Annotated in this window: 19 protein-coding genes; 13 read left to right on the top strand and 6 right to left on the bottom strand. The window is 65.2% G+C overall.

What is annotated here, in order from left to right; translation table 11 throughout:
- The first annotated feature begins 33 nt into the window (after nucleotides 1-33).
- The 12 genes from MWU77_RS10525 to MWU77_RS10470 all read left to right on the top strand — a co-directional run bounded on the left by MWU77_RS10525 (nucleotide 34) and on the right by MWU77_RS10470 (nucleotide 6,237).
- Nucleotides 34-621: a hypothetical protein gene (locus tag MWU77_RS10525; RefSeq protein ID WP_247273621.1), complete on the top strand. Its 588-nt coding sequence runs from the start codon at nucleotides 34-36 to the stop codon at nucleotides 619-621.
- Nucleotides 618-920, top strand: coding sequence for a WhiB family transcriptional regulator (locus tag MWU77_RS10520; RefSeq protein WP_247273620.1), 303 nt, complete (start codon nucleotides 618-620; stop codon nucleotides 918-920). The genes MWU77_RS10525 and MWU77_RS10520 overlap by 4 nt, the downstream gene beginning before the upstream one ends.
- A complete protein-coding gene (locus MWU77_RS10515) occupies nucleotides 917-1,090 on the top strand; it encodes a hypothetical protein (RefSeq protein ID WP_247273619.1) in 174 nt (57 codons plus the stop codon). Before MWU77_RS10520 ends, MWU77_RS10515 begins: the two co-directional genes overlap by 4 nt.
- The gene (locus MWU77_RS10510; RefSeq protein WP_106201253.1) at nucleotides 1,087-1,446 is read left to right on the top strand and encodes a helix-turn-helix domain-containing protein; all 360 of its coding nucleotides are present in this window, start codon (nucleotides 1,087-1,089) and stop codon (nucleotides 1,444-1,446) included. Before MWU77_RS10515 ends, MWU77_RS10510 begins: the two co-directional genes overlap by 4 nt.
- Complete coding sequence (locus MWU77_RS10505; RefSeq protein WP_094979661.1) at nucleotides 1,443-1,682, top strand: hypothetical protein; 240 nt, start codon at nucleotides 1,443-1,445, stop codon at nucleotides 1,680-1,682. The genes MWU77_RS10510 and MWU77_RS10505 overlap by 4 nt, the downstream gene beginning before the upstream one ends.
- A 10-nt stretch (nucleotides 1,683-1,692) precedes the next feature.
- Complete coding sequence (locus MWU77_RS10500) at nucleotides 1,693-2,484, top strand: hypothetical protein (protein ID WP_247273618.1); 792 nt, start codon at nucleotides 1,693-1,695, stop codon at nucleotides 2,482-2,484.
- A 92-nt stretch (nucleotides 2,485-2,576) separates the two neighbouring features.
- The gene (locus tag MWU77_RS10495; RefSeq protein WP_247273617.1) at nucleotides 2,577-2,891 is read left to right on the top strand and encodes an HNH endonuclease; all 315 of its coding nucleotides are present in this window, start codon (nucleotides 2,577-2,579) and stop codon (nucleotides 2,889-2,891) included.
- 115 nt (nucleotides 2,892-3,006) lie between these two features.
- Nucleotides 3,007-3,342, top strand: coding sequence for a hypothetical protein (locus MWU77_RS10490; protein WP_247273616.1), 336 nt, complete (start codon nucleotides 3,007-3,009; stop codon nucleotides 3,340-3,342).
- Nucleotides 3,339-3,557 carry a hypothetical protein gene (locus tag MWU77_RS10485; protein WP_247273615.1) on the top strand — a complete coding sequence of 73 codons (219 nt, stop codon included), beginning with the start codon at nucleotides 3,339-3,341 and terminating at the stop codon, nucleotides 3,555-3,557. Before MWU77_RS10490 ends, MWU77_RS10485 begins: the two co-directional genes overlap by 4 nt.
- Before the next feature lie 592 nt (nucleotides 3,558-4,149).
- Complete coding sequence (locus MWU77_RS10480; protein ID WP_169689289.1) at nucleotides 4,150-4,791, top strand: Fic family protein; 642 nt, start codon at nucleotides 4,150-4,152, stop codon at nucleotides 4,789-4,791.
- A gap of 295 nt (nucleotides 4,792-5,086) precedes the next feature.
- Entirely contained in the window at nucleotides 5,087-5,620 is a 534-nt protein-coding gene (locus MWU77_RS10475; RefSeq protein ID WP_169689290.1) for a hypothetical protein, read from the top strand.
- Nucleotides 5,617-6,237 (top strand): RES family NAD+ phosphorylase, encoded by a 621-nt coding sequence (locus MWU77_RS10470; RefSeq protein WP_247273614.1) that lies wholly within the window; start codon nucleotides 5,617-5,619, stop codon nucleotides 6,235-6,237. The genes MWU77_RS10475 and MWU77_RS10470 overlap by 4 nt, the downstream gene beginning before the upstream one ends.
- A 1,314-nt stretch (nucleotides 6,238-7,551) precedes the next feature.
- On the opposite strand, the gene MWU77_RS10465 is transcribed toward MWU77_RS10470, so the two are convergent.
- From MWU77_RS10465 to MWU77_RS10440, 6 genes are all read right to left on the bottom strand, one after another.
- On the bottom strand, nucleotides 7,552-7,689 hold the full coding sequence (locus tag MWU77_RS10465; RefSeq protein WP_169689292.1) for a hypothetical protein: 138 nt from the start codon (nucleotides 7,687-7,689) through the stop codon (nucleotides 7,552-7,554).
- A gap of 227 nt (nucleotides 7,690-7,916) precedes the next feature.
- Entirely contained in the window at nucleotides 7,917-8,531 is a 615-nt protein-coding gene (locus tag MWU77_RS10460; protein ID WP_247273613.1) for an RES domain-containing protein, read from the bottom strand.
- Entirely contained in the window at nucleotides 8,531-9,139 is a 609-nt protein-coding gene (locus tag MWU77_RS10455; RefSeq protein ID WP_169689294.1) for a helix-turn-helix domain-containing protein, read from the bottom strand. The genes MWU77_RS10460 and MWU77_RS10455 overlap by 1 nt, the downstream gene beginning before the upstream one ends.
- Nucleotides 9,140-9,420: 281 nt before the next feature.
- Nucleotides 9,421-10,065 carry a hypothetical protein gene (locus MWU77_RS10450; protein ID WP_247273612.1) on the bottom strand — a complete coding sequence of 215 codons (645 nt, stop codon included), beginning with the start codon at nucleotides 10,063-10,065 and terminating at the stop codon, nucleotides 9,421-9,423.
- Nucleotides 10,052-11,599 carry a hypothetical protein gene (locus MWU77_RS10445; protein ID WP_247273611.1) on the bottom strand — a complete coding sequence of 516 codons (1,548 nt, stop codon included), beginning with the start codon at nucleotides 11,597-11,599 and terminating at the stop codon, nucleotides 10,052-10,054. Before MWU77_RS10445 ends, MWU77_RS10450 begins: the two co-directional genes overlap by 14 nt.
- Nucleotides 11,596-12,483, bottom strand: coding sequence for an ABC transporter ATP-binding protein (locus tag MWU77_RS10440; protein WP_247273610.1), 888 nt, complete (start codon nucleotides 12,481-12,483; stop codon nucleotides 11,596-11,598). Before MWU77_RS10440 ends, MWU77_RS10445 begins: the two co-directional genes overlap by 4 nt.
- 133 nt (nucleotides 12,484-12,616) lie before the next feature.
- On the opposite strand from MWU77_RS10440, the gene MWU77_RS10435 reads away from it, so the two are divergent.
- Nucleotides 12,617-13,951: a sensor histidine kinase gene (locus MWU77_RS10435; RefSeq protein WP_247273609.1), complete on the top strand. Its 1,335-nt coding sequence runs from the start codon at nucleotides 12,617-12,619 to the stop codon at nucleotides 13,949-13,951.
- The last annotated feature ends 2 nt before the right edge of the window (nucleotides 13,952-13,953 follow it).

Below are 13,953 nucleotides of genomic sequence, written 5' to 3'. Positions count from 1 at the left end.
GCGCCCCGTACACCCCCCGGAGAACGAGGAATCATGACCGAACAGACCACCACCACAATCGAAACGCTCACGGCCGAAGTCCGTGCCCTCATGATCGGCAAGCGTCAAGTCACCTTGAGCGTGTACCGCCAGCTCGACACCATCCCTTGGTCTGAGATCGAACCGTTCGGGCGTGTTCGTGACAGCAAGGATGACGAGTACGCAATCAACGTCATTGGGCGGAACCGAAAGAACAACGCTCTCGTCCGATCTGCGATTCGTCGGGATAGTTGGATGGAACCTGCCCCCGAACAGTTCTCGCACTGGCTGTTCCACCGCGGAACGGCAGACAAGCAGGCACGTACCTTCTCGGTCAGTAGCTCCCACGGACGCACCCTGCAATGGTCGGTTCAGCGGAGCAAGCACTACGCCGGGACCATCTGCGGGTTCACTTGCAACGCTGCCAGCCGCCACGATCTCGACCACAATGCGCGGCAAGCAGGGGAGTTCTGCGATCTCGACCGACTCGAGGCCGAGTGGCGCTGTATCGCGGAGAGCAGGGTCGACAAGCTCATCCCACGCGAACTCGAGTTCCAGGCCGCCGAAAGTCTCCCCCTCATTGTCCTGGCAGGTCTGCGATGAATCGCCGGGCAGCTCGAGCACCACGGATCCCGGACCCGATCGCCGCACTGATCGACGACCGCCTCACCGGTGCCCGATGCAGCGGCCGGCACCCCCTGTTCGATGCCGAACTCGAAGACGAGACCGCAGAGCAGCGATCGGCACGACTGGCATGGGCACGAACCGAATGCACACGCTGCCCGGTCCAAGGACCCTGCCGAACCGCAGCACACAAACAAGAACACCCCCTCGGGATATGGGGCGGCAAAGTCCACGGACTACCCGGCCGCCCCGGACGAAAGGACACCCCCGCAGCATGAGACTCGTCGTCCACCGCAGCAAGGCGAAAGTGACCGCCAACCCCGGACAACCTTTCCCGGTGCTCTTCGAGTTCAGCGGAGTCTCCATCGCCATGCGCTCATCCGAAGCAATCGCTCTCGCAGACCAGCTCGTCGACGCCGCCGAAAAACTGAGGCAGGGCCGAGCATGACCGTGCAACACCTCGCCCCCGGAGTCGTCCTGCTCACCGGAGACGCCCTCACCACCGTGCGCTACGCCGTACGCGTCGCCATCGCAGCACGGCACCGCAACGGCTACCCCGTCCCCCGAGAACTCACCGAACTCGCAGCAGCCGTGACCGAACCCGGAACCACGGACACCGAACCCACACGCGCACAACACACTTCAACCGAACTGCTCGACATACAGGAGACGGCACGAATGCTCGGATGCAGCCAACGCCAAGCACGCCGACTCGCACCCCAACTCGACGGACACCTCCACGCAGGCCGCTGGCTCATCCCACGTGCCGCCGTCGACGAACACGTGAAAGGACGGGCCGCATGAGCCCCACCCGGCACGAGTTGCTGGACATGCTCGCCGCCATGACCGACGACGAGCTCCGCCGCACCATCTCCGAAGCCCGCGGAACCGACCCCGGCCCCGCCAACGTGCGAGACCTCATCCACCGCGAACTCAACCGCACCCCCGAACCCGACCAGCCGGCACCCGTCGCCCTCAACGACGACGAAGGACTCGCCCGCATCATCGGCGCGAAACTCAACCGCAGCCGCGAACTCTAAGGACCCCACCATGCTCGGAACACACCCCCTCGACGCCTTCCGCGAACAGATCAACACCGTCGCAGCCGCCGGCGGCACCGTCCCCGACACCTACACCACCATCAGCGCACGGTGGAGCCGCTACCTCGGCATCGGCCACGACACCAGCATCCTGCTCGCCGACGCGATCACCACACCAGACGACACCAGCGACCTCGCACAGCTACGGGCACTGGCCCTCGCAGAACGCTGCGGAAGCATCGAACAAGCCGACCTCACCAAAGAACTGAAAGCACCCGTCCTGCTCGCCCTCCGCAACGCCTACGAACCCGTCGCCGATGCGAACTACCGCACCCTCGCCGACAAGTTCACCGCCACCGCAGCAGCGTTCACCAAAGCTGTGAGCGCAGCAGACCCCGACCTACCCGCCGAGCAGATGGTTACCCAGCCCGAGAAGGCCCGCAAAGCCTGGACCGACGCCTCGATCCACGCCGTCGAACTCGACCAGCAACTCCCCGCACTCCGAGCAGCAGCAGTACTCGCCGGCCTCCGCGCCCACGACAACGACGCCCTGCTGCCCCTCACCGTCGACACCGCAGGACACCACCGCAGGCGCCTGTGGGAAGCCTGGGAAACCAACACCGGACGCACCGGTAAGTGGGGAGCACTCGCACGCCTCGGAGCAACCATCCGAGCAGCACACCCCGACACCTTCACGCCCTACCGCCGACCCGCACCCATCGAAGTGAAGTACATACGCGGAGAAGGCAAGTACGCCGGATCAGTACGCGTGGAGATCGACCCCGAAGACGAACTGGCCTAACACACTTCCCGCACGCCAGCATCCGTGCGGGAACGGGTGGGCGTCGGCTTCCCCTCCTGGACCGACGCCCACCCACCACAACCGGAGACACCATGCCGCGCCCCACAACACCACGCACCGCAACCACACGATGGAAGCGCATCAGGACACGCCTCATCCACACCCGCACACACCAGTGCCACCACTGCGGAACAGCGTTGGACCCCAAAGCCAAGCGTGGTGAACCCGGCGCAATCGAGATCGACCACCTCATCCCATACATCGAGCGCCCCGACCTCGCCCACGACCCCAACAACCTCGTCCTGTCGTGCCGGCCCTGCAACCTCGCCAAAGGCGGCAAGGCATACGGCGAACCCTTCCAAGTCCCCACCACAAGCCTGCCGCTCCCCACCTCACAGCAATGGTGACCGCACAGCAGCGCCACCCCCAGGGGCCACCTCCTCGCCCCACCCCGCTCCGCTCTCCTCCGGCGTTGAGAGATCCCCCCGTGAGCGCCAAACACTCTGACCCTATGGAGGCCCGATGAAGCCCAAACCCCCACCTGGATGCACCGCTGTGGGCCGTCGCCTGTGGAACGCGGTGCTCGATGAGTACGAGCTCGACACTCACGAGGTTGCTGTCCTTCGGGAAGCGGTGCGAACCGTGGACCAGATCGAGCAGCTGCAGGCTGTGGTGAAGGATGACGGCCCGATGCAGAACTCGCCGCAGGGCAGGCGCGTGCATCCTGCCGTCGCCGAACTCAGGCAGCAGCGCATCGTGTTGGCTCGTCTGCTCGCAGCCTTGAACATCCCTGTCGAGGATGCTTCTCGTCCGGTGCGTGCACCTCGAGGGGTGTACGGGATTCGGGGGTCGGCGTGAGGCGCCGGCGGATCGACGAGGCCGGGCAGGTGCCGCCGATGCTGTGGACCTTCGACATCGGTGACTGGTCGGGCACCACAGCCGAACGCGTCCATGCCTGGTGTGCTGCTCGCCGTGAGTGGGCGCGCACGAATCCGTGGCCGGGTGGTGCGGTGGAGATGATCGTGCAGAACCGGGCGGTGCGCCGGCAAGTGATGCACGGTGGCGACCGTTGACCCCACCCATGCCCCCCTCGACGGGAGTAGGCCGGACACCCCTACGGCCTTGCTGCACAGGTTCCCTACGGGTCTGGGCTTCCTGGCAACGGACGTGTCGGATGTCGGTTTTGGGTGGGCATTCGGGATAGAATCGCGTGTAGATCGTCGATGTCCGCACAGCCCCCGCCCCGTGTGGCGGGGGTTGTGTCGTTTTCTACTACCTAGGGTGCCGGGGCGGGGTTTTTCGTCGCTCTCCGTGCGATACAGCGCGCCGCAGGATCGACGCTGACGGCCGTTCGTCGGGTCGGTGGGGGTTGGGTGGAGCGGTTCACCGTGGACCTCTCTACCGTGGGCACATTTTGGGCACACCCGCTGTCGATTCGGTGCGAATGGGTGCGATCTCGGAAGTGGTGAATGCACAGGTAGAATCGTTTTCGGCCGTCTGACCTGGGGGTCCGGGAGAGTTCAAATCCCTCCGCTTCCGCCGATGAAGACGGCCCCTGTCCAGCGTGTATTGCCTGGTAGGGGCCGTTTTTCTCTGGATTGTCAGGTGCCGGCCGGCGGATCTGCCCACACTCTGCGCTGATATAGATAAGGAGCGCTGTCACCCATGATCACCGTCGCCGACCTGGCCGGCGCCGTCTACACCTCGGGAAAGGTGTTCGACGGCCTCGCTACCGGCCGCCTCGACACCGAGAACTTTCTGCGCTCGGGAAGCCTGGCCGGAATCTCCTCCCGCGCCGACCTTGCGCTGCTCGAGGACCTCCGGGACGTCGCGCAGTTCATCATCGACCGCCACGATCAGCCGGTCGACGCCGGTTACGTCCGTGCGATCAATGAGCAAATCACCCGCAGCGGTGCCCTGCATCCCGGGCGGCTACGCACCGACGACCAGCAGATCGGCGTCGGAACCCGCTACGGCCGGCACACACCGCCCGCGCTGACCGAGAACGATCTGCAGCGATTGATCGACTCGCTGGCCAGCGATGACGTCACTGAGAACGCGCTGGATCTGTTCGTGGAGCTCGCCAAGGCACAGCCGTTCGAGGACGGGAACAAACGGACCGCGTTGTTCGCTGCAAACAGTCTGCTCATCGGCCACGGCGTGTTGCTGGTCATTCCCGTCGACGAGCAGGATCCGCAGCTGGCCGATACCTTCAACGATCTGCTCGCCAAGGCGTACATCCACGACGAGCACACCCCGGTGAAGGGCCTGCTGCGCGACCGCGGACTCACCACGCTTCCGCGCTGACCGATGTGAGAAAGGATCGCCACCGCGCCGTTGCTCTCCGTGACGATCCGCTCGGTGGTCTCGGGTCGCTCCCGGAACGATTCTCCGTCACGGACTTCCTGCGTGATCTGGGCGTCAGGTTCTGGGGATCCGAGAACCGACCCGGCGTCACCACCGACCACAGAACTCGCGCTCTGCCTCTGGCGGAGCCGGCCTCGGGCCAGGCCGGAACAACCAGCCGTCCAGGTCTCGTTGACGTGGTTGACGATTAAGAGGACAATGTGATTGACGCAGTTGACCTTTTAGGAGGCTTCGTATGGATACCCCCACCCTGGCCGCAAAGGAACGCGAGCTCATGGACCTCCTCACCCGCCGCGTCCACGCCACGTTCCGGGACGCACGCGAGGCCGGCGTCCCGGCCGAGGTCTTCGACGACGTCGAGGCCATCGCTGCCTCGATGGCCGCGGGTCTGCCCACTGCCCACGTCTACGACCTGCTCGTGGGTCCGTTCTACGACACCGGCGGCCTGACCCGGTGGTGGGGCATCAGCCGCCAAGCGGTCAACAAGGCTGTGGCCGCGGGTACCGTGATCGCCTGCCGGCTCGCCGACGACGGCCCGTGGGTCTATCCCACCTGGCAGTTCACCGCCGAGGGGACCGTGCACCCGCACCTGATCACCCTGTGGAAGATCCTTCGCGAGGCCGCCGACCTGTGGACCTGCGCGGTCTGGCTACGCAGCCGGCAGCCCGGTCTCGGCGACCGCACCGCGGTCGAATGGGTCACCGACGGCCATCCCGTCGACACCGCACTGGCGCTGGCCAGCGCTGATGCCGAGCGGTGGCGCCAGTGACACGGGACTCCGTTGCTCTGCGTCCACCGGCCCTGCCGCTGAAGGATTTCCCCGGCTGCGAGGTCACCACATCACAGAAGCTCATCCGTGGCCACAGCGCGGCCAACGGTCCGTGGTGGTTCTCTTCTTCGGGCGGTAGCCGGTTCGACCTGACGCCGCCGCGAGGCACCTGTTACGTCGCGTTCGACGAGGTCACCGCGATCCGGGAGACCGTCGGCGAGGCACTGGCCACCACCGGGATCATCACCGACACCTTCGCCGCTACCCGGCAGCTCTCGACCCTGGCCGTGCCGCACGACCACCGCGTCGCCGACACCTGCGCGGAGCGGGCCGCGGACTTCGGTCTCACCCGGGAGCTGGCGTCCATGACGCCGTACGCGGTGCCGCAGGAGTGGGCTTGCGCGTTCGAGGCCGTCAGCTTCGGCGGGCTGCGTTACCAGACCCGGTTCACCACCGGGCCGAACCCGAACGCCGTCGCCCTGTTCAACGACGCGGGTGAAGCTGCGTGGCCGGAGGATTCGAGCCCGGAGCCGTTCATCGCGGCAGCCCGGCGGTGCGGCTTCACTGTCGCCGGCGCGCCGAGGTCGGTGCGAATCGTCTCGCCGCCGACGAGCTGATACGGCCCGGGTGTAGCACTCTCCGCATCATCAACATGAATGGGAAGTCGAACGACCGTGAGTGTCTGATGACGAGTGTTGCCAGGGGAGGTCGGAGAGAATGAGCCGGTGGCGCTCAGGAACAGACAAGGCACGAAATCACGTACCAAGTGGCTGACCGCCGCCTTCTGGGTCGTGACCTTCTTGTTCGCCTATATGCTCGGGCACCTCGACTGGTGGGCATGGCTGGTGTATTTCGGGGCAGGATCGGCGCTCACTTATTTCTGGTGGAGACGGCGTCATCGCAGTCGATATGCGATTTTGTTCGGCTCGACCTGCGCGTTGCTGGCAGTCATGATGCTGACAATGATCGGGTGGGCACTCTTTGCGTCCGTCTCGGTCCCGGTAGATAGCGTCGGGCCGCGGAGGGTTGTCTGCGGATCCGTCATCAACCCGGTGTCCGCCAACGAGCTGAAAGTTACGATCGCCGGATCGGGTGATTCCGTAGTCCAGTCTCGTCCGATACCGCAGAGTGAGCTGGAGCGGGTGTGTTCGAACTGGCTCAACTTTCGCGGTAGTAGAGCAGTCGATCTGGCTTTGATAAGTCTGTTTGGGGCTGTGCGGGCTGCTGGGCACTTCGTTCCGCCGAGAGCTTCCTCGACCGCTTGCACGACACCATGGCCTAGCCCAACAGATCGGGGACAACGATGACCTCAGCTCACGAGACTTCCGATTCGCTCGTCTCAGCACTTGCGAAAGCGGACATCCCGACTATCAATCACGAGTTCATTCGCGACATCACGTCGGCTGTTGGGATTCTCAGCTATCACGCTGTTTCTGCCAGTACGTCATACGTGGTTGCGAGTCGGCGCGATGGCGGGCCGGACTTGCACATCCACTACGGGTACACGAATGGATTCACGAGCGAGGAGGAGATCGTTCGCGTTGCAGGTAGCGGTCCTGTGCGTGCACCCAGCTCCCGGAAGGGCACCTGGTACGTGGGGCATCCGGAGAACGCCCTCCGTCATCGCGATGGCTCCTCGCGTGACGCTCGGCGGGAAGCCGGCTACTGCAGCTGCGGGATGCAACTGTCCTTACGGGGGAGTATGCGACTACTGCGACTAGCTACGAGGCCCGCGCGACGAGAGTGCCTCTGCCGCCACGTCATCAACCACACGGAACCCGCACTCTGTCCTCTCCGGCAGGGTGCGGGTTCTTCTTTTCGCTTCGACACGGCCGCCGTGTGGCGCGTAGCCCTCCAATTCCAGTTCATGGCTCTATTCTCGAGGCCGTGGCCAGCGACGACACCCCAGCCTCGACCACCTCCTTGCCGACCTACGCGCCCGCAGCGACCTCGCCACCGAGGCCGGCCTTGCGGAGATCGCCGAACTGGGCACCGTCGAACTCACCATCGCCGAGCTCGACCAGCTCCTCGACCGCCTCGAGGATTACGAGACCGAGGTCATCACCCACGAATTCATGCGCCGGCGGCCATCACCTCTGCACGGACGGCACATCGCAGCGACACCTATAGCCCCATAGGGGTTATAGGGATAGTGCTGATCGAGACGGACCTGACAGTGGAAAGCAACCGAATCGACAGAACACCCTATTTGAACAGTGGTTATGACACGTCCCTATAGGGGGTGGTGACTATGCCAGCCACTGCGCACATCGCATCCAACTCGTAATGTTCTGTCCTACAACGAATTGCGGCACTTGACGCAGTCCGCATCCGGGACCGGCGTGACCGGAATGCCGGTCCCCTGCAATGCCTTCAGAAGCAACCGGCGCCCCCGACCGCCGCGGTACGCGGACCGGTAGTGGGTTCCCTCGACCTTCGCCGTGGCAGGCTGATCCTCATATATCGCGCGGGCCCACTGCTGGGTCAGCTCGCGGTTCTCGTTGCCGGATGCGAGCGCGGGCAGCGCACCGATCGCCATCGCCGCGCCCGGCTGATCCAGGTTGTAGGTGTCGATCTCGCGCAGCGGACGCAACCGGGCAACGCGCCAGTTCGAGCACAGTGGCGCGACCCCGGCCTCGCCGAACGCCTCACACGCGGATGTCGCGAGATCGACCGCCAGGTAGATCACCGACCGCCCGTCAGCGTCGACCGCCGGCGCCGCGAAAGACGCGCTGTGGTGATCGAACTGGGCGAGCGGCCCGAACGACCGGAACGTCGCCCCGTTCGGGGTGAACCGATCGCGGTGATAGATCCGGTACCACGGTGCTGCCGTTCCGTCGGCCGGCGTCCATGCCCACCGGTGATCGGCGGCGGGCAACGGCCGCGCCGGTGCCTCGAGAGGCTTGGCCATCAGGCGGCTGCCAGTGTCTCGACGATCGCGAACACATGGTCACTGTCACAGACCATCTCCTGCGCGGGCGTGCGGCCGGCGAAATTGTCGTTCGGCCGGCTCATCCACCGCGACAGGCTCACCACTCCGCCCGGGAAGGCATCGACGAGCCGACGCAGATTCGGCAGGACCGGCTCCGAGTTGTCCGGGGTGAACTGCCATGCGGGGAAACGCCACTCGCGCCCGTCCTTCAACCCGACGAGGCGGTGCTGGGCCACCCACTCCGACACCGTCTGTGGAGAGATCCCGAGCATGTCGGCTGCCTGAACCCGAGAGAACGACACATTCAGCTGCTCGCGCCGCTGCTCCACTTGGAGCGCGAGGTTGGCCTGTTCGAGCTCGGCGGCCTCTTCAGCGGACATGGCCGGTCCCCAGTCGTCCTCCACGCCGTCGGTCTCGGTCGCGGCATCAGCACTCGAGGTCGGAAAGCTGGCGGCTAGGTGCCGGATCGCACGCAACGCCGGAGCATCCTTGCCGAGCAACGTTTCGAACTCGGCGGCCACATCGTCGAGGGTCTTCGACACCCGCGCCTGCGTCGCTGTCGACATCACCTCTGGTCGTGTCGTCATGGACTCACCTCCTGATCCACCACCAGCATACGCGGGATATGCGGGATGTGCGTCCACTGCGCCCACAGGCCTCACACGGGGCTCATCGCAGGAGCGGACCTGCGCAAATGCCCTCTCTCTACGCGGTGCCCACCGGATACCAATCCGCCAGGCCGCTCAGCCCTCCCGAAGCACACGCTGGTTGGGTATTCTCGTGTGATCGTCACGACGTAACGTCGGCTTGTCCGTTCTGCTTGACTCCGACCCGGAGTTTTCAGATGCACTCTCACGAAAGTCCAAGGTCATCCGACTTGCGTTGTGGCGGTGACGGCACCGTCTCCGGATCGCATCCGTATCGGGATTCCGCTTGGGTCCTGCGGTATCTCGACTGTGGCTGGTCCCGCCGCAGACACGGCGTCGACCGCGTAACTGCCCGGGCCTACGACCAACGCGACGTCACCGTAGCGGGAATTCAGGTCGACGGCGGCACGGGTGTCGGTCACCGCCAGATCTCCGAACTTCGAATTTCCTTGGATCACAGTGCCGTAGGGGACGGAGATCTCGTAGCGGGCGACGCAGGTGGGGCTACCCACGGCGAACCTGTCGGGGCACCGCGCGCTGATCGTCAGGCCGGACGAATCGGTGTCGATCGTCTCATCGGGCTTGTCGCCGTCGGTGAACTCGAGGGCGCGCCGGACCTCGATGTCGTCACGGTCGGAGCCGATCACCTGTGCGCTCAGCGACGCGGTGGTGACACCGAGTTGCTTCGCACCCGCATCATCGAGATCGAGTGTGACGGAGGTGATCGTGCCGTTGTAGGTGTCGGTCCGCTGCTCCTGACTCGTCGAACCGGCGGTGCATCCGGTGAGTGCAAGCGTCGAGAGTGTCAGTGCTGCAATCCCGGCAGACAGAAGGGGCTTCCGGGCCAGGTTTTCAACGACGGGCATGACGAACCTCCAGAACGAGTAAGGAAGCGGCGACCAACACTGCGCTGATGCCGAGTGAGAACAGTGGAGAAGGGCCACTGAGCGACCCGTCGGTGCGGAGCGCACCCATGACGTCGACGGCGGCGACTCCGTTGAGCACGGCGTACCAGATCACCAGGTAGACCGCTTGAAACACGCGTGCACCGCGTCCGATCGACCCGATCAGCAGTGCAAGAGCGGGGATCAACGTGGCGCCCGCAACCCACGCAGTTACGCCGGTCCAGTCCAGTGCAAGGAGCATCTTCACGAGCGGGCCCACACCGGCGACGGCCGCAATGAGCACACCTGCCCCCCACTCGGCGATGAGACGGATGCGCGGCGAGACACCGCACTCCACAAGGGGATCGACGCCCTGTTCGTAGGTGAGCGTGCCGAGACGCGACCACAGCAGCACCGGCAGCAACCACGCGAAGAGCAGTGCGGCACCGACGCGATCAGAGGGAACCGCGAGGGCTGCAACCGTCACTATCGCGAGCGTGAGCCACCACCACCGCGACACACTTCCGAGATGGATACGCACCTCGCCGATCAACAGCCCCAGGAACGCGTGTCCACGCTCGACCGGGGACAGTCCTCGTACGGTTCGTGAGAATGCCGGTGTAGCCGCCGGTTCCGGTGTTGCCGAGGGCGGCTGGGTGGAAGTCGTCGAGAGGGAAATCTGCCGTCTGGACGGATCGAACCGAGTGAACCAGAACGACGGCACGACGGCGACGAGCGCCGATACCGCAATCAATCCCACACCGGCCGCGACGAGAGCCGGATCGAAGTCCATTCCAGACCACGTGAACTGTCCGAGTGCTCCGGGTTCCGCGGTGAGCCCGATCGAGATCTCGTCGTCCATGCCGGGGTGCTGCGCGGCCAGATCGGTCTGGAACCCCGCGGTGACCTTGCCGTAGATCAGCGGAATCCCAGCGAGGAAAATCGACAGATAGACGAAGAACCACAGGATGTTTCCCGCACCACCGCGCAAGAGCGGGATCGTCTCGAACACCACAGCGGCTGCTGCGGCCACCGTCAGGACCGGAAGACAGAACAACACGATCGGAAGCCAGAGCGCAGTCATGTCGAGGCCCGTGGATTCCCCGCGGAGAAGCTGCATCACCGGTGCGATGAAGGCGAGTGCGGCGGCCATCGCTGCCAGCACCAACAGGTTGCTGAGGTACTTTCCCAGCAGATACATCGGCGTACGCAACGGGGAGGCCGCAAGCGTTTCGCCTACGCCGGTGGAGATGTCGCGCGCGATGCTGCTGCGGACGACGTAGAACCCGAACAGTGGCAGCCACAGGCTGCCGATCATGGCGAGCATCATGCCGATATACGCGCTGTCGTACATTCCCCGGAACGACCCGACCTTCACCATCGCGTAGGTGGCGGAAGCGGGCGGGATGGCAACATACCCGAGCGCGATGGCGCCGAGCACCGTGACCAGGAACGCGGGACGCCGGGCACGGTCGCGGAAATCTGCTGCCGCGACGGCAGCAGCCGCGCGGGTCATCGGGTCACCCCGGCAGCGGTGATCGGAGTATGTACCGCACTGACATACGCGTCTTCGAGGTCGGGTTCGACAGGGCGAGCCCCCTCCACCGGAGGCATGTGCGCGACCGCACGAACCCGCACGCCGCGTGATGTTCGGACGGTGCGGGTGATCGTCGCTCGCTGCCGGACGTCGGCAACGGCATCGATGGGGACGATCGCTTCCCACACCAGGCCGTCCGCTGAACGGAGCAGTTCCTCGGGGGTGCCGCGCCGACGTAGTTCGCCGGCGGTGAGGATTGCGATGTCGTCGGCGATCGCTTCGATGTCCGACACGATGTGGGTGGACAGGATGACGATCCGTTCGGACGCCAGATCCCCGAGCAAGTTGCGGAACCGCATGCGTTCTTCGGGGTCCAGCCCGACCGTCGGTTCGTCGACGACGAGAAGTTCAGGGTCGCCCAGAAGCGCCTGTGCGATTCCGACGCGCTGGCGCATGCCGCCGGAGAACTTGCCCACCGGTCGCGATCCGGTGTCGGTGAGGTTGACCAGTTCGAGCAGTTCGTCGACCCGCTCCTTGGTAGATCGCGTGGTCAAACCCTTGACCGCGGCGAGATACCGGAGGAACTCGCCGGCACTGAGATTCGGATAGACACCGAAATCCTGTGGGAGGTAGCCGAGGACGCGTCGGAGCGGTTCAGGCCGAGCGACGATGTCGGTGCCGTTCCACGTGACCGTCCCGGAAGTCGGCCGAGTGATCGTCGAGAGAATGCGCATCAGCGACGACTTGCCGGCTCCGTTGGGTCCGAGGAGGCCGAGAACCCCCGGTCCGATCCGCATGCTGACGTCGGTGACGGCCTGTTTACCTCGATAGGTTTTGGTGACGTTGTTCAGCTCCAGTTGCATGACTACAGCCGACCATTTCGCAGGTGGTGCGGTCACTGGGGCCACGCGGCGGATCGGAGGTGGTGTCAGCACCACCCTCCGGCTACACCTCACCTCATCCCGAAACAGCGGCTGCGTCGATAGGCTCATTCGAGTGTCCTCTGCTGAACCGACCACGGTGCTCACCGCGATCACACGGCGACGCTTCCTGCTGACAGGGTGGTTGTGGCGCTCGCTCGGCTATCTGCTGACCACCGTCCCGGTGGCATGCGCGGTGGCGCTGCCGTTCGCAGCGTTCTGCGTCCCGTGGTTGATCCTGATCGTGTGGGCGGGCGACGGCATGTATCCGCAACCGCTCGGCAGGGTGCTGTTCCTCGGTGTTCTCGGCGTGGTGCTCGTGTTCGGGCTCGGCCCGTTGGTGTCGATACCGCTGGCGACTCTGGAACGTATGCGGCTGCGTCTGGTGAGCAGCGATCGGGCGCTCTCGGCGCACCGCGCTCCTCCCGCCGCGGGCCTGTGGCCCTGGGTGCGCACCCGCTACACCGAGGCCGCGACGTGGAGAGAACTCGGCTACGCAGTCCTGCTGCTCACGTTGATTCCCGCATTGTTGTTCCTGGCCGCGGTGATCACCGGACTCATCGTCGTGATGGTGGCCAGTCCCTTGGTTGTAGGTGACGGTGACGAGGCGGTCGCGCTCGGCTTCAGCCAGATCACGTCGGTCGATCAAGCTCTTCCTTATGCGATCGCTGGTCTGCTTCTGCTTCCGGCGATCCCGTATGTGATTGCTCTGTGTGCGGGACTGCACGGTGCACTCGCCCGGTCGTTACTGTGCGGCGATGACCCCGACGCGCTTCGCGCTCGACTTGTCGAGGTGTCCCGGTCTCGGGCCCGGCTGGTCGATGCGTTCGAGGCGGAACGCCGCAGGATCGAGCGCGACCTGCACGACGGCGCGCAGTCGTTGCTCGTCAATCTCACTCTGCAGTTGGGCATGGCCAAGCTCGACCTCCCCCCGGATTCCGCCGCCGCGAAAAGTGTGTCGCAGGCGCATGACCAGGCCAAGGACCTGATGGCGGAACTGCGGCAACTCATCCGGGGAATCCACCCCAGGGTGCTCACCGACCGCGGCCTACCCGATGCCCTACGTGAGTTGGCCGAGGACTTCGCGGTCCCGGTCTCCGTCACCGCGGAAATCTCGCCGCGCCCGTCGCCGGACATCGAGGTTGCAGCCTATTTCGTGGTGGTCGAAGCGCTCAACAACATCGCCAAACACGCGGGTGCGACGGCAGTCGACGTGACCGTCCGGCAGGCGGGGGATCTGCTGGTCGTCGAGGTCGTGGACGACGGCTGCGGCGGTGCGGATCCGAAACGGGGGAGCGGTCTGACGGGCCTGGCCGACCGGGTCGCTGCGGTCGACGGCAGAATGCTGCTGTCCAGCCCGCCCGGCGGGCCCACCGTCGTCCGAGTGGAGTTGCCGTGGATCGAGAACTGACT

Source organism: Rhodococcus sp. F64268, from assembly GCF_023015605.1.
Lineage (GTDB): Bacteria > Actinomycetota > Actinomycetes > Mycobacteriales > Mycobacteriaceae > Rhodococcus.
This window is presented reverse-complemented; position numbering and strand designations above follow the sequence as displayed.